The organism is Streptomyces sp. NPDC087422, from assembly GCF_044744145.1.
Classification (GTDB): Bacteria; Actinomycetota; Actinomycetes; order Streptomycetales; family Streptomycetaceae; genus Actinacidiphila.
This window is the reverse complement of record NZ_JBIUXT010000005.1, coordinates 173924-190793: the sequence shown is the minus strand read 5'-3', so window position 1 is coordinate 190793 and position 16870 is coordinate 173924. Positions and strand designations below refer to the sequence as shown.

Sequence of the window (16870 nt, the reverse complement as noted above, 5' to 3'; positions counted from 1 at the left end):
ACGGCGCGCGGGGCGGGTTGGGGTCAGAAGAAGTTGCTGAGGTTGCCGGACTGGAGCACCGTCTGGTCGAGGTAGACGAACCGCTTGGCGATCGCGAGCCCGTTCTCCGTACGCCGCAGCGTGTCCTCGCGCCGGCCGACCCACTGGTCGGTGTCGCTCTTGAGCCGGGTGCGGTAGAGCAGGAAATTGCTCTGCACCACGAGTTCGTCGCCGCTGTCCCCGGTCACCCGGACGTTGGTGATGAGGTGCCGGGTACGGGACGGCGGGTCCTCGGCCCACGAGGTCCCGGTGGCGAACTTCTTGGCCCGCGTCCGGAGGAACTGCTTGTCCTCGTCGAAGTAGGCCATCTCGCCGGGCTTGGTGAACTCCAGGTGCAACTGCCGCCTGGTCATGGTCCGCCGCAGCGGCATGAAGTAGTGGGTGTCCTCGGTGAAGAGGCCGACCCACTCCTCGTACTGGTGGGCGTCGAGCAGCGCCGACTCGTAGGAGTAGAACTGCTCCACCTCGTGCTGCCGCAGCAGCGTGTCGAGGTCGACGGGGTGCGCGGCGGGCACGGCACGCGCTGCGGGTACGGCGTGGGTCGTCATCGCGGGCTCCTGGGCCTAGTAGCGGTCGTGGGGAACCGTGCTCTTGCGCAGCCCCTCCCACGTGGGGTTGCGGAGCCACTCGCGCCAGGAGTGGTAGGTCCACAACTGGGCGTGCTCGTTGATGGGCGCGTCGATGACGGCGAGGCCGTCGTCCTTGACGACCTCGGACGTGCCGAGACCCATCTTCAGAAGCTGGGGGATCTCGCGGCTCTTGGTGCCCTTGGCCTGGAGGGTGGACTGCGCCCAGTTCTCGCCGTCCTCCTGTTCGAGCATTCCTGCGGGCCCGAAGAAGTGGATCTGCGCGTGCAGCGCGGCGGCCTGCTCCTGCGGCGAGGCGTTCTTGTCGCGGAAGGAGTACCACCAGATCTCGGTGACGTCGGGGCTGCGCGGCACCCGCAGACTGAGCTGCGCGTTCGCCGTGACCCAGGCGGTCGGGAAGATGTGCGGGTGGCCGCCCACCCGGCTTCCGTGCCGCCCGAGCTTGGCCTGGGTCCGCGGTGTGTAGCGCCACTCGAACAGCTCCCGGCCCCCCGCCGTCACCTCCAGCGACTCCTGGTCGGGACCCGAGATCGCGTGCCCGTACTCGCCCACCATCACGACGTTGTGCAAGTCGCTGGGCAGGAAGGGGACTTCGAGGTCGGCGCCGGATTCGGTCCTGGCCCCGCCGTCGACGAACTCGTCCGGCGGGGCCGGGATGAGACCGACGGCGAAGGCCGACATGTGCGTGATCTGCGGGTGGTAGTAGTCGAAGACGTTGTCGACGGTGAACTTCCAGTTGGTCCTGACGGTGAACTTCTGGACGCCGGGGACGGCCTCCATGTCGCCGCGCTCGGCGAGCAGGTCCAGTCCGAGCCGGCCCGTCGCGCCGAGGTACTCCTCCAGGGGCGGCGCGTCCGCGTCCATGGTGGCGAACACGAAGCCGCGGTAGGAGTCGAGTTGCGCCACCTTGCGCAGCGGGTGCTTGGACAGGTCCAGCTTGTCCTTGTAGAAGAGGGACTTGCCGGGCACGCCGATGAGTTCGCCGTCCAGTCCGAAGGTCCACCCGTGGTACGTGCACATGAAATTGCGGACGTTTCCCTCCTCGGCCCGGCACACCGCGTTGCCGCGGTGCGAACAGGTGTTGAGGAAGGCGCGGATCGAGCCGTCCCGCTGCCGGACCACGAGGACGTTGTCCGATCCCATCGGGGCCTCGAAGAAGTCGCCGCGCTTGGGGATCTGCGTCTCGTGGCACAGGAAGAGCCAGGCCCGGCCGAATATCCGCGTCATCTCCAGATCGAAGATCTCCTGGTCGCTGAAGATGCGCCGGTCGATCTCGCCTCTTTCGAGAGAGACCAGGTCATCGAGCTGGTCCACCGCGCGCGGGGAGTCGTTCATGGTGTTCTCCTTGGCGTACACGTCAGCGTCAGTGGGTGTGATTGCGGTCGTGGCCCCAGAACTGGGCGGCGTCCCAATTCGTGATCGTCCAGGTCTCGTCGTCGATCAATTTGCCGGCGGTTCCGTACTCCACGCCGATCCCGGACGGCGACTTCATGTAGAACGAGAGCATCTCGTCGTTCGTGTGACGGCCGAGCGTCGCGGTGAGGGAGATCTCCTTCGCGCGCACCCGGTCCAGTGCGCGGCCGACGCCGTCGACGCTGTCGACCTCGAGCATGAAGTGGTCGATGAAGGGCTTCCTGCCGTCCGGCGCGGGGCCGAACGCGAGTGAGTGGTGCCGGGGATTGACGTGGGTGAACGTCAGGACCAGGGGCTTGAAGGTGATGTAGTCGCTCACCTTGAAACCGAGGACGTGGCGGTAGAAGGCGACCATCTCGTCCACGACGGACGAGACGAGCACGATGTGGCCGACCCCGAGGTCGTTGCCCTTGTCGTCGCGCGTCACGAACCGGACGCCGGTCGGCGAGACGAACGCGGAGGACACGGTGACGGCGCCGTAGAACAGCTCCAACCGGAAACCGGCCGGATCGGCGAACCGCACCAGTCGGCGGACTCCGCGCAGGTCGGCGAGGTGCGGATCCTCCGTGACGGCGACCCCGGCGCTCTCCAGGTCCCGCACCTGGGCGTCGAGGTCTTCCTCGGTCGCCACCTCCCATCCGACGTAGGACAGCGTGTCGTCCCCGGCGCGTACCGCGATGCGGTGGTGCCTGGCGTCCATCCGCAGAAACAGCGTTTCGACGTCGTCGGCGTCCCGTCCGCGGGTGACGTGCAGGCCCAGAATGTCGCCCGCGAAGTCCTCCCACGCGTCGAGGTCCTGCGCACCTATGCCGATGTAACCGAGCGCTTTGACATAACTCACGCGCGATTCCTCCGATTCCCAATGGATGACGCGGAAGCCCTCGGAAAACACACAATGGAAGGGCCTGCGCATAACTGTATTGAGCGCCCGAAAAGAAGCCAGGATCCTGTTCCGTCAGACGGAAAGCAGTTGTTCCGGCGTGCTCCCCGGGTCACTTGCGACGCAGCGCGGACGAGAGCTGCTGCGCGGTGTCGACGAGCACCGACTTGTAGCGGGCGGGGGTGCGGCCGAGCACCGGGCAGGAAAGCGAGACCGCGGCGACCGCGCGGCTGTGATCAGCGGCCCAGACCGGCGCCGCCAGGCAGGCCACGCCGAGGAACGACTCCTCGTGATCCGTCGCGATACCGGTCTCGCGCACCCGGAGCAGTGAGAGCTTCATCCGCTGGGCGTCGGGAATGGTGTACGCGGTGAACCGCTTGAAGGATCCGTCGAGAACGGTCCTCAGATGCAGGGAGGGAGCGAACGCGAGCAGCGCCTTCCCGAGCCCTGTGGCATAAGCGGGCCTGCGTCCGCCGATACGCGTGTCCATTCTCGGTGCGCCCAGCCCGGAGACTTTGTCGATGTACAGGATGTCCGCGCCGCTGAGAATGGCGAGATGAATGGTCTGCCGGGTGAGGGCGAACAATTCCGCCAGATAGGGAGAGGCCAGTTCGCGCAGGTCCTTCGCGGCGCCGACCTGCACCCGGCTGCCCAGCTCGAAGACGCGCTCGGCGAGCAGATACCGCTCGCCTTCCTTGGCCACATAACCGTGCTCGATCATCGCGCTCAGCAGCCGGTGGACGGTCGACTTGGCCATCCCGGTGCGGGCGGCGATCTCCGAGACGCCCAGCGACTTCCGCGAACCGGACAGGGTGTCGAGCACGGCGAGCGCCTTGCCGACGGATGTGTCGCGCACTTCGCCGGCCGCCGCGGCGGCGTCGTGCACCCGCCGCGGGCTTTCCGGAGCAGGCATCGGGTTCCTCCTCAAGGTACGAGGTCACCAGCCGTTAAATGGGAGTAAACTCTCACTTAGCCGTCACAGTAGGCTGCCCGCAGTCGCATCGCAAGAGTGGGGAGCGGAGATTGCCGGACGAGTCCGCAGCACCGGTACCGGTACGCAAGCGCGCACCTCGCGCCGACTCCCGGCGGAACGTCGATCGCATCCTGGCGGCGGCCCAGACCCTGATCGAACGCGAGGGGCCCGACGTCACCCTCGACGAGATCGCCAAGGAGGCCGGGGTCGCGCCCGCCACCCTCTACCGGCACTTCCCGAGCAGAATGCACCTGTTCGAAGGCGTCTACCGCGGTCGCGTCGCGCGACTGGCCTCCATGGCAACGGAGTTGGCGCAGCGCGACGAGCCGACGGCGGCACTCCTGAACTGGCTGCGCCAGTTCGTCGATCTGGGAGTCGAGGCGCAGGGAGTCCTCGCCGGACTGCTCGCGCAGGGGCTCCGTGAGACCGACCCCGTCGCCAACACCGAGTGGGGTCAGTCGCTGCTGGTGTCGGCGGCGGATCTGCTGCTGAGGCCCGCCCAGGAGCTCGGCGCGATCCGCGACGACCTCACCGCCGGCCAGCTCGTGGCGCTGCTCACCGGCATCACCCTGGCCGTCCACACGCTCGGCGGCTCCGCGTCCGCGTCCGCTGCCCGGGCCCTGGACGCGCACCACGCGCTGAATCTGCTGCTCGAAGGTCTCACGCCGCGGCCGTGACCGCCGCCTTCACGGCCGGGGGCCCGCGGCGTCGCGCACCGGGCCGACGACGTGCCGCAGGCGTCAGCCCGTCAGCGTGTCGGCGGTCTTCGACGCTCCCGTCCCGTCCCGTTCGACATCGGTCGGCGCCCGCGTGCGCAGCATCACGGCCGGGACGATCGCGAGCACCGACAGGGCGACGGCCGGCCAGAACAACCCGCCGAAGGCGTCGGCCAGTTCGGGTGCCAGGCGCTGTCGCACGGTGTCGCTCAGCCCGGCCAGGGACTGGACCCCGCCGCCGTCGGTGAAGCCGCTGAGCCGACGTTGGAGCAGAACCGCCGCCACAGCGGTGCCCATGGCCCCGGCGACGTACTGCACGATGCTCATCAGCGTCGACGCGCCGGGGATCTCGTGGCCGCGCAAACCGGCGTATCCGGCGGCGGTCAGCGGCGTGGCCGTGGCGCCGACCCCGACGCCGCGGACGAACCAGCACACCGACAGCCATACGTCGCTGGTGTCGGGCCCGATCATGGTGAGCGGAAGCACTCCGGCGGTCACCATGAGCAGGCCGAAGACGATCACCGCCCGGGGACCGCGCTTGTCCATCACCCGGCCGGCCGTCGTCAGCACCAGCATCGCGCCGAAGGCCGACGGCGCCACCAGCAGGCCCGCCTCGATGGCGCTGTCCCCCCGCGCGAACTGGTAGTAGAGCTGCACCAGGAACAGCACCGCGTTGGTACCGGCGAGGTAGAGGAACATCGCGGTCTGGGCCGATCTGAGGGCCGCGTGCTTCCACAGCCGCAGGTCGAGCAGCGGATGAGCGGCCCGCAGCGCGTGCACGACGAACGCGGCGGTCAGGGCGATTCCCAGACCTCCGGTGAGCGCGACGGACGGGGACACGCGCCCGGCATCGCCGAAGTCGGAGATGCCGTAGACAAGCAGCGCGAGTCCCGGCGGCAGCAGGGCCAGTCCGATGAGATCGAGCTTCCGGGGCACGCCCAGTTCGCCGCGGTCGAGGACGGCCCAGGCCAAGCCGATCCCGAGAGCGCCCAGCGGCAGATTGACGAAGAAGATCCACCGCCAGGACAGGCTGGAGAGGATCAGTCCGCCGAAGATCGGCCCCAACAGGGGCCCCAGCATGGACGGAATCCCCACCACGGCCATGACGCGTCCGAGGCGGCCGGGGCCCGCCTCCCTGGCGAGGATCGTCTGCCCGGTGGGCAGCAGCATCCCGCCGCCGATCCCTTGCACCGCGCGCGCGACGATGAGCAGCGCCATCGAGTTGGCGAGTCCGCACAGCAGCGAGCCGAACAGGAACATGGCCATGGACGCGATCCACACCCGTCTGGAGCCGAATCGGTCGTTGGCCCAGCCGGTGAGCGGCACCACCGTGGCGAGGGCGAGAAGGTAGACCGTGCTGACCCACTGGACGGTGGCGAGCGAGGTGTCGAAACTCCTCACCAACGACGGCACGGCCACCTGGACGATCGTCGTGTCGAAGATGGATATCAGGGAGCCGAGAATCGTGACCGTCGCGACCAGAGTCATGCGTCGGTCGAAGACCTTCACCTTTTGAGAGCCGACGTCGTTCAACGAGTCTCCGATCGCACCGCACACTTCTCGCGGCGCGTGTCATCCGAAAAGGCGCGGCCGCACCGCCTTCGGAGAGTGTCCGCTCTCCGATCCCGATGCGGTGCCGCGTCGTTCCGTCAGACAGAACCGGCCTGCCCGTGGTCCGACCGGGGACGTACGGGTGCCGGGTGGTGCGGGGTCGGCCGGTGGTGCCGGGTCAGACCGTGCGGATCTCGTTCACGAGCGTGCCGATCGCCTCGCACTCGATCGTTCGCGTCGCGCCGATCCGGTGTTGGTAGTCGATCTCCCGCAGCGTGTGCGTCCCCGTGATGTCGGTGCCCACGTGGATGATGTCGCCGGGGAACAGGGTGTGGTGGTCGCTGGCGTGCGCGATGACTTCCGCCACCGAATAGATCAGGCGCTCGGTCCGGCATTCGATCCGTACGTCGTCGCCGGTCGCCAGGGTGATGCCGAGCCGGTCGGGGTCGGGGATCTCGTCCCTGGTCACGATCCACGGTCCGCACGGCTTGAAGCTGTCGGTGCCCTTGGCCCGCAGGTGGTAGGTGACCCTCATGTCCCCGTGCTCGAAGCCGGACGCGGCCCGGGGCCGGCCGCTGTGCCGCCGGTCCAGCTCCCCCGCCATGGAGCCGGGTACCACCACCGTGTCACCGGCCCGCAGCCCGGGCGCGGACACGTCGTCGATCAGGGTGTACCCGAAGACGTGGTCCAGTGCCTCGGCCGGGTCGATCCGCGTGCCCTGCCGTCCGATCACCACGGCCAGCTCCGGCTCGGGATGGACGAGTCCGAACGACGGTCGCAGCCGGATCGGCTGCCGGTGTCCGACCAGCGCGGAACCGGGTGAGGAGAAGAACGGCGGATGGTCGGGGACGCTCGACGCGAACGCGGCGAACACCGGGCTGTTGAAACCGACGCCCAGGATCTTCCCCGGCCGCGGGACCGGCGGCAGCCAGGCGCCGAGCCGGTCGATCTCGGCCACGCTGGTGGCGGCCGGGGACCGGTCCGTCCCGAGCGCGCGGGCCAGGCGCGGGCGCAGGTCGTCCCAGCGTTCGATGAGCGTCAGCACGCCGTAGAGGCCGGGGCCGCCGACGAGGTCGCCGACCGGGACCGCCCGGCCGGCCGGATCGAACACGACCGGCTCGGGCCGTCCGTCGATCACGCATGTTCCTATCCGCACGGCAGCGCCTCTCCGTGGAGCGGCGCCGCCGCGTTCGGCACGGTCTCGGTTCCCCTCACCACGACAGCAGTCCGCCGTCCACCACGATCGCCTGACCGGTCACGTAACCGGCCGCCGGGGAGAGCAGGAAGTCGATCATCGCGGCCACCTCGTCGGGCTCGCCCTGGCGGCCGAGCGGGATCTTCGCCTCCAGCTCGCCGACCGCCGCGTCACGGTCGGAGGAGTGCTTCCAGTGCTCGTCGTTGAACGGCGTGTCGATCCAGCCGGGGCACACGCAGTTGACGCAGACCTTCAGCGCGCCCCACTCGACCGCCATCGCCCGCGTCATGCTGACGAGGGCCCCCTTGGACGCGGCGTACGCGAAGGACCCGAAGCCGCCCCGGAACGCGGAGGTCGAGCCGGTGAAGACGATCCGCGGCGCGGCGGACCGGCTCAGCGGCCCGATCGCGGCCTGGGCCAGCAGGAACGCGGCGCGGACGTTCAGGTCCATCGTCGCGGTCCAGTCCTCCAGGGGGTACCGGGCGACGGGCGCCTCGCGCAGCAGCGCGGTGGTGATGAGGAGTCCGTCCAGGCCGCCGAACCGCGCGCAGGCCGCGTCGACCATGGCCCGGGCGGCGTCCACGTCGTACAGGTCGTGTTCGCCGATGACGAGGCGGCCGGGTGCTTCCTCGGCGGCCAGTTCACCGGCGGCCGCCATGTTGATGTCCGCGAGGTACACGTCGACACCACGGTTACGCAGGCGGCGTACGCAGGCGCGTCCGATTCCCGTGGCGCCTCCGGCGACAATGACGGCGGGCATGGTGATCTCCTCGGTGGAACGGGCTCGGGCTGATGGGCCTGGTGCCGCGAGCGGGGCAGACATGGCCGCTCGCGGCACCAGGGGCTGTGGCTGGTCGTCCTCGCGCGGGCGTCAGTCGTCTTCGCGCGAGTGCGTCACTATCTGGCCGGGGCTGACGAAACGCAGTGCGACGAACAGCAGGACGAGGCAGGTGAGCATGTAGATGACCGACATCGCGTCGATCGACTGCTGCGGGCGGAAGCCCGGCGTCCACAGGGCGGAGTACAGGGCGACGACGAGCGTCTCGCTGCCCGGCCCCGAGTTGAAGAAGGTCAGCTCGAAACTGCCCGCGGTGTGGATCAGCGTGAGCAGGCCCGACGCCAGGATTCCGGGCAGCAGCAGCGGCGCGAGCACCCGCCGGACCGTCTGAAGACCGTTCGCCCCGCAGGAGCGCGCGGCCCGTTCCAGGTTGGTGTCGAGCTGCTGGATGTACGGGATCATCAGCAGGACCACCAGGGGCACCGACGGCACCAGGTTGGCCACGATCACCCCGGACAGATGGCCGCCGAGGCCGAGCCGGTACAGCAGCGTCGCCAGCGGCAGACCGTAGGTGACCGGCGGCAGCATCAGCGGCAGCAGGAAGGCCAGGATCAGCAGCTTCTTGCCCGGGAAGTTCCCCCTTGCCAGCACATACGCCGCCGGAGCGCCGATGATCACGGCGAGCGCGGCCACGACCACCGCGACGGTGACCGTGATCACCATGACGTGGGAGAGGTCGTACTCGTTCCACGACGACCGGTAGTAGTCCGTCGTGTACCCCTTCGGCAGCCACCCGGTGAACCACTGGCGGCCGAAGGAGCTGACCGTCACGGAGGCGACGAGCCCGGCGATGTTGACGAGGAAGACGGCGACCAGCAGGCGGTAGAACCACCGGGGCAGGACACCGGCCCAGGTGCGACGCATCCGGCTCCGCAGTGCGGTAGGAGACGACTCGGACACCTCGATCACCCTTTCTGACCGGAACTCGGGCCCGTGTACAGGCGGGAACGCAGGAGCAGGATCGCGCCCACGATGAGGATCTGGACCAGGGCGGAGATGACCACCATCGCCATGGACATCGAGTAGTCCAGGGTCCGGTACGCCTGGAAGTAGGCCTCGACCGAGATGACGTGGGTGGAGCCGGCGGGATCGCCCACGAGGGTCGCGCTGGCGAACACGGAGAACCCCAGGACGAAGGTCAGACAGAGGACCACGGTCACACCCGGGGCCCACAAAGGGAGCAGGATCCGCCGGAACCGGGTCCACCGGTCCGCGCCGAGTGACGCGGCGGCCCGCTCGTAGAGGGTGTCGATGGACGCGAGATGGCTCATGGTCAGCAGGAACGCCAGCGGCAGACCCGTGATGACCATCGAGATCACGACGGCGGTGTAGTTGTGCAGCAGCATCAGGGGCTCGTCGATCACCCCGATCTTCATCAGGGTCCGGTTGAGCCAGCCCCGCGGGGACATGTAGGCGATCATCCCGTTGGAGACGAGCACGTTGCCGAGGGTCATCGGGATCAGGAAGGCCGTCGAGAGGTACTTCTTCCGCCGTCCGGCCCCGCGCAGCGGGTAGGCGAAGATCATCGCCGCCACCGTGTTGATCACGGCGACGACCACCGCGATCCGCAGGGTCTTCCAGATCGTCTCGCGGAGATACGGATCCTCGAAGAACCGCTGGTAGCTGCTGAAGGTCCCGCCCTTGTCGGGGGTCACCGACAGGCCGATGCCGTAGGCGATCGGGTAGAGGAACAGCACCCCGATCAGCGCCACCGCGGGCAGCATGGCCAGCAGCCCCCAGTGGAGTCCGTGACGTCGCAGCCACGCCCGTCGGCGGTCGCCCGAGTCGGGCGGGCCTCCCGGCGCCCGGTCGGCGGGGGCCGGTGTGGTGTCCACGGTCGCCGTCATGACAGCGCGCTCGGTTCGAGAGCCGTGGACTCGCCGTCGTCGGAGCCCTCCGCCGGGGCGGTGGAAGGCTCTCCCGCGGCGAAGGCCCGGACGCTCGCCACCGGGATCGACAGCTTCAGCACCGTGCCCGTTTCCGGCCGCACCGGTGTCCGTACGGACAGGGCCGCGCCGTCCGGCAGTTCGGCCTGCACGGTGAAGTCGCGGCCGTGGTACTGCGTGGAGCGCGCCACCGCCTCGAACGTGTTCACCGCGGAGGCGGAGTCCGTGACGCTCACCTCCTCCGGCCGGATCCGCACGGTCACGGACTGTCCGGACCGCAGGTCGGTGCTCGACGTGGCGCGCAGCGTGATGCCGTGCCCCTCGACGACGGGTTCGCGGCCGGTCCCCCCGACCACGTGCGCCTGGAGCCGGTTGCGGTAGCCGACGAAGTCGGCGACGTAATCCGCCTCCGGTTCGCTGTAGATCTGCTGGGGCGTACCGTCCTGCACGGTCTTTCCCTTGCGCAGGACGATGATCCGGTCGGCGATCGAGAGGGCTTCCTCCTGGTCGTGCGTGACGTAGACGGTGGTCAGCCCCAGCTCGTCGTGGAGTTGCCGGATCTCGGAGCGCATCTCGAAGCGGAGCTTGGCGTCGAGGTTGGACAGCGGCTCGTCCATCAGCATGATCGACGGGCGCGGTGCGAGGGCCCGCGCGATGGCGACCCGCTGCTGCTGGCCGCCGGAGAGGCGGCCGGGCAGATTGTCGGCGTAGTCGGGGAGTTGGACCAGGTCCAGCGCCCACTTCACCCGCTCGCGCACCTCAGGCTTGGGCATGCGGCGTACTTCGAGTCCGAACGCGACGTTCTTGGCGACGGACAGGTGCGGAAAGAGCGCGTAGTTCTGGAACACCATGCCGAAGCCGCGCTTCTCCGCGGGCCGCTGGTCGATCCGCTCGTCGTCCACCCAGAGTCGGCCCTCGGTGGCCGTGACATGTCCGGCCAGACAGCCGAGGAGGGTGGATTTTCCACAGCCAGAAGGACCCAGCAGCGCGGTGAACTCTCCGGCCTTGATCGTCGCAGTCATGGAGTCCAGTGCGACCACGCTCCCGTTGTAGACACAGGTCAGACCTTCGAGCCGAAGCTCGCTGAACTCACCGCGTCGCTGGGTTGCTCTCACGTCACTTACCACCAATGATTCGGTTCCATTTGTCGTACGCGGCGACGAGGACGTCCGCGGGCAGCGGGTCCGCGCCCGGATACTTGGCGATGTAGTCGTCGTAGTCGGCGACGCCGTACTTCTTGTTGAGTTCGGCCATCTCCGGCGGTGCCATGTCGACCGTGACGTCCTTGATCGCCGGGCCCGGATAGACGTAACCGTGGTCGAAGGTCATGGCCTGCTGCTCGGGCTGGAGCATGAATCCGAGCAGCCGCAGCGACACCGCGAGGTGGTCGGCCGAGACGCCCTTCGGGATGGCCACCGATCCGCCGGACAGGATGAACTTCGTGTTCTCCAGGACCGTGAAGGTGGCGGACTCGGGAATCAGGTTGTCCGCACGGGGCTGGACGTGCCATCCGAAGGTGGACGGTACCAGCTTCACTGTTCCATTAGTGAGGTTGGCGTAGGTTTCGCTGGTTTTGGCCGGGTAGTTGTCGATGTACTTGCCGAGCTCCTTGAGGTAGGCCCAGGTCTTGTCCCAGCCCTTCTCCGGGTCTCTCGGGTCGGAGTCGCCGAGCTGGTACGGCAGGCCCTGGAGGAACGCCGAGCCCGGTCCGGAGTTCGCGACGGACGCATACTGGAACTTGCCGGGATTCCGCTTCGCCCACTCCAGCAGTTCCTGCGCGGTCTTCGGCGGGTCGGACAGCTTGTCCGGCAGGTACTCGAGCAGCGGGCCGAACGTGCCGGTGTCGTAGATCAGCGCCTGGCCGTGCGCGTTCTTCCAGAGCTTCTTCGCGTTGTCGAGGTAGGTGTTCTCCAGATCGGGCAGGCCGTCCTTGTACTCGGGCCAGATCTTGGTGAACAGGTTCTGACTCACGCCCGCGGCGAGGCTGTCCGGCCCCAGCAGGACGATGTCCACACCTACCCGGCCGGCGTTCTGCTGGGCCTTGAGCTTGCCGGGCATCTCCGGCGAGGTCGTCGTGGTGTAGTTGATCTTGCTGACCAGTTCGGGGTGCTTCTTCCCGAACTCCTCGATCAGCGGCTTGGCGACGGACAGTCCGCCGGCCGAGTCCATGATCGTGAGCGTGACGGGCTTCTTGGGGGCCGCGGGGAACTTGCCGTCCGCGGCGGCCGGGGTCTCTTCGACACTCTTGGAACCTGGGCTGCCGCATCCCGCGACGCCGATGACACTGATGACGGTGAGTCCGGCGAGGGCGACTCGCCACCGGGAAGAACGTCTCAACGTGACCTCCTGGGTCGGTACTTCGGTCGTTGATGTGGTGGCCGGAATACTCGACGGCCGTGCCTATAGGTCGTTTAGGGCGGTTACGTCCAACCTTCTCCGCCTCTACGCTATGTCTGACAGCCTTACATCGCACCAGTGCGGCGACGGACGTTATGCACCTGAGACGGTGCGCTGCCGCCAATGGGTCGAGCAGGGGTTGCCGGCGCCGTACTGAAGGACGCCGCGGTCGGGTTCGATGATGAATCCGGCGATGGTGCAGGTCCGTTCCTCGATCGCGATCGAGGGATCGGGGTGCTGGCAGATGCTGCCGGGCCAGTCGTGGTGGTCGGACAGGGCCTCCTTGACCTCGTGGATCGTGCGTACGCGAGGGTCGCGCAGGCGCAGTTCGATGTTGCGGTGCCGGTCGAGCGTGTGCGGCTTCCGCCTGGCGTAGTCGTCCGTCGTGGTGAGCCCGGCGGACAGGAAGTGGTTGGTGTGCGTCAACACCCCGTCGCGCGGGGTGATCCGCTCCGGCGCCCCGTCGCTGGCGGGCGTCTCCAGGTTCTGGCAGAAGCCGGTGCCGTCGCTGATCAGGTAGTTCGCGGACATCGCCCGGTCGGCTGTCGCTATCCGCTCCGCGCTCTCCGCCCCCGATCCGGCGTCGAGGACCGACCGCAGCAGGATGTGGTACGGGACGCCGGCTCCGTCGGTGCGGACGTCGCCGATCAGGGTGTTGGTGCACAGGGCGACGCCGGCCGAGTTCAGTCCGACCTTGGCCAGCTGCCCGGCCTCGACGACGGTCACGAAGTTGGGCGCGTCGGTCCGCCGGACGTCGAGGACGACCGTGGTCCGTCGCGCGTGGGTCAGCCAGTCCCAGTTCTGCCCGGTGACGATGCCCTGGCCCGTGCGTTCCGGCATGAGCGCGAAGGACGTGCACTCCGCCGGCATCGACCGGGCGCGGGCCGGGGCGGCGGCGAACATGATCTCGCTCCGCGCGTTGAGCGCGAGGATGTCGCTCAACTCGACCCCCGCACCTGCGGCGATGCCCGCGATCTCCTCACCGATGGCGGGAGAGAAGTCGCCGATCGGCCGTTCGTACCGCAGGGCGAACTTCCGCACCTGCTGCCAGTCCCAGCCGACCATGTGCCGGAAGACCCTGGTGTAGCGGTGGATTGACTCTTTGATCTCCGGTGCGGCGGCGCGGCCGTATGACTCCCCGCGTCTCCGCGGGTCGCCCTCCACACAGATCGTGCGAAATGCGGCAATATGTCCGGGTTCGTAGTTCACCGAGTCCACGTCTCTCTGACATTTCAAAAGTCGTCTGGCTGCCTGGCAGGTAACGATGAGTCCGTCCGCCGGGCCTGTCAAGAGCCAGGTCGCACTTGATTCACCTGGACTTCCACCGGGGCTCAATCGGACGAACCGTGACCGCAAGGTGATTGCAAGCCAAGCTCAGCCCATGGCACTATGGCACTGCTGTCTGACAGCCAGGCAGGACGCGAGGCGCGGTCACGCGGTGCCTCCGCGCACGACGTGTTCTGGGTTCGCCGGCAGTTCGCACGGAACCGCCGCAAGCAGAAAGAAGTGACATGACAGAGACCGACCAAGGCAAACAGCCTCGCCTCGTGCCCTACCGGGACGCACTGCGACTGGTGTGGGGCGACGACGAGTCAGGGAAGCTGCCGGACTGGTTCCTGGCGAGCGACGAGAAGATGAGCGTCAACATCGTGGCCATCCCGGTCGGCGGTGCCGTCATCCACTCGGACGAGAACCGGTCGATCTTCGGATCCGACGAGTTCTTCTACGTTCTCGACGGGACGATGGTCCAGTCGAACCCGACCACCGGTGAAGTCCTCGTCATCGAGGCGGGCGACGCGGCCTGGTTCCGCAAGGACACCTGGCACCACCAGTGGAACTACAGCGACACCGAGCTGCGGTTCGTGGAGTTCTTCCACCCCTCGCCCAAGACCGGCACGGGCCAGCCGTACGCGCAGACCCACGAGAACATCACCACCTACAAGCACAAGCAGGACGAGTACATCGGCCGCTGGCCGATGGCGCGTGCCGAGGCCGACGCCGCGAAGACCATGTGGGCGGCCAGGGACGAGGACATCCTGTGGCGCCTGGAGGGGCACAAGCGCGGCCGGGAGCTGCTCACCGGCATCATGCTGAGCACGGAGCACGTGACCATCGGGAAGCAGCGCTTCCTGCCGGGCCAGCGCAGCGACGTGTTCACCCACCAGGGCGACAAGCTGTTCTTCGTCGAAGAAGGCACCGTCCATGTCGAGTTCCCGGAGACGCGGGTCTTCTTCGAGCTCGGCCCGCGCGACTCGTGCCAGATCCCGGAAGGTACGCCGCACTCGTTCTACAACGTGGCGGCCAAGGGGGCCCGCGCGGTGTTCTGCGTCGCCCCGGACTACCTGCCGGCCACCGGCTGACCCCAGGCCGACCGCCGGCGCAGCGGCAGGACATGAGCGACCGCCGACTACCCTCGGGTAGGCGGCGGTCGCCGTTCGCGTTCTTGGGCGGAGAAAAACGTCAGCCGTTCACGGGGGCGTCCCGCGCCACCCGGCGGCCCCGCTTGAACACCGCGACGACCCGGTCGAGGTCGCCGATCGACTCGGTCGGGTTTCCCGCGACGACCAGGAGGTCGGCGTACGCGCCGGGCGCGATCGTGCCCACCTCACCGGCGCGGCCGAGGGCATGGGCGCCTCCGGAGGTCAGCGCCGCCAGCGCCTCCGCCGGTCGCCATCCGGCGAACGCGACCATCGCGCGCGCCCTGACCGTCAGGTCGCGGCAGTCGGGGAACTGCCCGTAGATCGAGTCCGATCCCAGGGCCACCGGCACGCCCGCGCGGGCGAGCGTCCGTCCGTTCCGCCAGATCCGCAGCCGCCGCTCCAGGCCGGGCGCCATCGGTGAATCCGCGCCGGACGGCACTGGCGTGTCCAGCAGATCGGCGATCGCCGGCTCGATCGGACCGGCGAGAACGACCGACTGCTTCCGGTCGCACAGGGCGCGCAGCAGCTCAGGTGGCGGCGCCTGAATCCGGCCGCGGGCATCGAGCCAGGTGCAGTGCTCGATCGTGTCGACCCCGGCGGCGAGCGCGATCTCGATCCCCTCGGTGCCGTGCGCGTGGGCGGCGACCCGCATGTCGCGGGCGTGCGCGGCGGCCACGATCGCGGCCATCTCGGACCGCCCCAGATACGCCCTGCTCATATCGGTGCCAGGGGTCAGCGAACCGCCGGTCACCGCGATCTTGACGAGGTCGGCTCCCTCGTCGTGCAGCAGCCGCACCGCCCCGGCCGCCTCGGCGGCCCCCTCGACGGTGATGCCGAACGAGCGGAAGTGGCCGTCGGGTGAGGTGATCGGGCGGCCCGCGGCCACGACGGTGGGACCGTCCGCGGGCCGCGCGCCGATCGCGTCCCGCAGGGCCTGGCCGTCGGTCCCGGGTGAGCCGAGATCGCGGACGGTGGTGACACCCCTGCCCAGCAGACGGGCGGCGACGGCGCGCGCGGCGGCCGTCGCGGCGGCGGAACCGCTGTCCACCCGCGTCAGATCCCGGCCGTACGGCAGAAGGAGGTGGGTGTGCGCGTCGATCAGGCCGGGAAGTACCGTCGCCGCCTCGAACGTCAGCTCGGGACCGCCGGTGTGCGGAACATCGGCGTCGGGACCGACCGCGGCGATCCTGTCGCCGCGGACCAGGATCGCCGCGCCCCGTCGCGCGACGCCCGCTCCCCCGTACAGCCACCGCGCCCGGATACGCGTGGCCGGGCTCGCCTCCCGGTCCTCGGCCGTACCCGTCACGACTGGCGCAGCCGGTCGGCGAGCGCTTCAAGCGCCGACCGGGGACTGGCCAGTACGGGAATCCGCGGGGCTTCGTCGAGTTCCGCGACGATGCGGCTCATCGACGCCTGAGCGAGCACGATGACGTCGCATCGGGGGATCAGCTCGCCCAGCGCCTCACGGACCAGCGCGTCGTGGGCGGCGGGGTCGCCGGCCGCCTGTGCCTCGAAGGCGCCCACGCACAGCGTCTCGACCAGTTCGAGCGGCGCATGGGCCTGTTCGGCCGCCCGGCGGATCAGATTCGCGGTCGGGGCCAGCGTCGTGCCGAGGGTCGCGATCACCCCGATCCGCGGACCGCTCCGTACGGCTTCCTCGGCCATCCGCTCGTCGATCCGCAGCACCGGGACCGTGCTGAAGGGCCTGGTCAGCTCCACCGCCTCGCCGAGCGACGAGCAGGTGACCAGTACGAAGTCGGCGCCCGCGTCGGCCGCCGACCAGACATGCCCGAGCAGGCGCCGGGCGGTTCCGGCGCGTACTCCTCCCTCCGCGCGGGTCACCGAGAGGAGGCTGTCGTCCACGATGTGGCGCAGCTCGATCTCGTGGGGGAGCGACTCGGCGGCCAGGGCGGTGAAGACCGGGGGCAGTGTGGTCACGGTGTGGATCATGGTGATGACAGGACGGTCGGACATG

Annotated in this window: 16 protein-coding genes; 2 read left to right on the top strand and 14 right to left on the bottom strand. The window is 68.9% G+C overall.

Translation table 11 applies throughout. The features are described from left to right. Window positions 1-23: 23 nt before the first annotated feature. The 4 genes from ACIO6U_RS17940 to ACIO6U_RS17925 all read right to left on the bottom strand — a co-directional run bounded on the left by ACIO6U_RS17940 (window position 24) and on the right by ACIO6U_RS17925 (window position 3832). Complete coding sequence (locus ACIO6U_RS17940; protein ID WP_401720048.1) at window positions 24-587, bottom strand: 3-phenylpropionate/cinnamic acid dioxygenase subunit beta; 564 nt, start codon at window positions 585-587, stop codon at window positions 24-26. 15 nt (window positions 588-602) lie between these two features. Continuing rightward, complete coding sequence (locus ACIO6U_RS17935; RefSeq protein WP_401720045.1) at window positions 603-1961, bottom strand: Rieske 2Fe-2S domain-containing protein; 1359 nt, start codon at window positions 1959-1961, stop codon at window positions 603-605. A 28-nt stretch (window positions 1962-1989) separates the two neighbouring features. Continuing rightward, window positions 1990-2880, bottom strand: a complete 891-nt coding sequence (locus ACIO6U_RS17930; RefSeq protein ID WP_391048161.1) for a VOC family protein — start codon at window positions 2878-2880, stop codon at window positions 1990-1992. A 151-nt stretch (window positions 2881-3031) separates the two neighbouring features. Further along, window positions 3032-3832, bottom strand: coding sequence for an IclR family transcriptional regulator (locus ACIO6U_RS17925; RefSeq protein ID WP_355335360.1), 801 nt, complete (start codon window positions 3830-3832; stop codon window positions 3032-3034). 110 nt (window positions 3833-3942) lie between these two features. On the opposite strand from ACIO6U_RS17925, the gene ACIO6U_RS17920 reads away from it, so the two are divergent. After that, window positions 3943-4569 carry a TetR/AcrR family transcriptional regulator gene (locus ACIO6U_RS17920; RefSeq protein WP_401307858.1) on the top strand — a complete coding sequence of 209 codons (627 nt, stop codon included), beginning with the start codon at window positions 3943-3945 and terminating at the stop codon, window positions 4567-4569. A 63-nt stretch (window positions 4570-4632) separates the two neighbouring features. On the opposite strand, the gene ACIO6U_RS17915 is transcribed toward ACIO6U_RS17920, so the two are convergent. The 8 genes from ACIO6U_RS17915 to ACIO6U_RS17880 form a co-directional block, all read right to left on the bottom strand. Further along, window positions 4633-6096, bottom strand: a complete 1464-nt coding sequence (locus ACIO6U_RS17915) for an MDR family MFS transporter (RefSeq protein WP_401720040.1) — start codon at window positions 6094-6096, stop codon at window positions 4633-4635. A 241-nt stretch (window positions 6097-6337) separates the two neighbouring features. Continuing rightward, window positions 6338-7297 (bottom strand): fumarylacetoacetate hydrolase family protein, encoded by a 960-nt coding sequence (locus ACIO6U_RS17910; RefSeq protein ID WP_355335367.1) that lies wholly within the window; start codon window positions 7295-7297, stop codon window positions 6338-6340. A gap of 73 nt (window positions 7298-7370) precedes the next feature. Then, window positions 7371-8114, bottom strand: coding sequence for an SDR family oxidoreductase (locus ACIO6U_RS17905; protein WP_355335370.1), 744 nt, complete (start codon window positions 8112-8114; stop codon window positions 7371-7373). 111 nt (window positions 8115-8225) lie between these two features. After that, a complete protein-coding gene (locus tag ACIO6U_RS17900) occupies window positions 8226-9056 on the bottom strand; it encodes an ABC transporter permease subunit (RefSeq protein WP_188279655.1) in 831 nt (276 codons plus the stop codon). Window positions 9057-9097: 41 nt separating this feature from the next. Next, window positions 9098-10039 (bottom strand): ABC transporter permease, encoded by a 942-nt coding sequence (locus ACIO6U_RS17895; protein WP_401720035.1) that lies wholly within the window; start codon window positions 10037-10039, stop codon window positions 9098-9100. Then, complete coding sequence (locus ACIO6U_RS17890) at window positions 10036-11193, bottom strand: ABC transporter ATP-binding protein (protein WP_401720032.1); 1158 nt, start codon at window positions 11191-11193, stop codon at window positions 10036-10038. The genes ACIO6U_RS17895 and ACIO6U_RS17890 overlap by 4 nt, the downstream gene beginning before the upstream one ends. Before the next feature lies 1 nt (window position 11194). Then, a complete protein-coding gene (locus tag ACIO6U_RS17885; protein ID WP_355335377.1) occupies window positions 11195-12415 on the bottom strand; it encodes an extracellular solute-binding protein in 1221 nt (406 codons plus the stop codon). Window positions 12416-12568: 153 nt separating this feature from the next. Next, on the bottom strand, window positions 12569-13639 hold the full coding sequence (locus tag ACIO6U_RS17880) for a C45 family autoproteolytic acyltransferase/hydolase (protein WP_401720029.1): 1071 nt from the start codon (window positions 13637-13639) through the stop codon (window positions 12569-12571). Between the two features lie 347 nt (window positions 13640-13986). On the opposite strand from ACIO6U_RS17880, the gene ACIO6U_RS17875 reads away from it, so the two are divergent. Next, entirely contained in the window at window positions 13987-14835 is an 849-nt protein-coding gene (locus ACIO6U_RS17875; RefSeq protein ID WP_355335383.1) for a cupin domain-containing protein, read from the top strand. A gap of 100 nt (window positions 14836-14935) precedes the next feature. Here ACIO6U_RS17875 and ACIO6U_RS17870 read toward each other — a convergent pair whose 3' ends face one another. Then, window positions 14936-16201, bottom strand: coding sequence for an amidohydrolase family protein (locus tag ACIO6U_RS17870; RefSeq protein ID WP_391162846.1), 1266 nt, complete (start codon window positions 16199-16201; stop codon window positions 14936-14938). Further along, on the bottom strand, window positions 16198-16869 hold the full coding sequence (locus ACIO6U_RS17865) for an aspartate/glutamate racemase family protein (RefSeq protein ID WP_401720025.1): 672 nt from the start codon (window positions 16867-16869) through the stop codon (window positions 16198-16200). Before ACIO6U_RS17865 ends, ACIO6U_RS17870 begins: the two co-directional genes overlap by 4 nt. Window position 16870: the final 1 nt, after the last annotated feature.

Coding starts and splice junctions, on each gene's coding strand:
- ACIO6U_RS17900 (WP_188279655.1), bottom strand. CDS start 9,056: ATGCGTCGCACCTGGGCCGGTGTCCTGCCCCGGTGGTTCTACCGCCTG.
- ACIO6U_RS17925 (WP_355335360.1), bottom strand. CDS start 3,832: ATGCCTGCTCCGGAAAGCCCGCGGCGGGTGCACGACGCCGCCGCGGCG.
- ACIO6U_RS17875 (WP_355335383.1), top strand. CDS start 13,987: ATGACAGAGACCGACCAAGGCAAACAGCCTCGCCTCGTGCCCTACCGG.
- ACIO6U_RS17940 (WP_401720048.1), bottom strand. CDS start 587: ATGACGACCCACGCCGTACCCGCAGCGCGTGCCGTGCCCGCCGCGCAC.
- ACIO6U_RS17865 (WP_401720025.1), bottom strand. CDS start 16,869: ATGTCCGACCGTCCTGTCATCACCATGATCCACACCGTGACCACACTG.
- ACIO6U_RS17895 (WP_401720035.1), bottom strand. CDS start 10,039: ATGACGGCGACCGTGGACACCACACCGGCCCCCGCCGACCGGGCGCCG.
- ACIO6U_RS17915 (WP_401720040.1), bottom strand. CDS start 6,096: ATGACTCTGGTCGCGACGGTCACGATTCTCGGCTCCCTGATATCCATC.
- ACIO6U_RS17935 (WP_401720045.1), bottom strand. CDS start 1,961: ATGAACGACTCCCCGCGCGCGGTGGACCAGCTCGATGACCTGGTCTCT.
- ACIO6U_RS17905 (WP_355335370.1), bottom strand. CDS start 8,114: ATGCCCGCCGTCATTGTCGCCGGAGGCGCCACGGGAATCGGACGCGCC.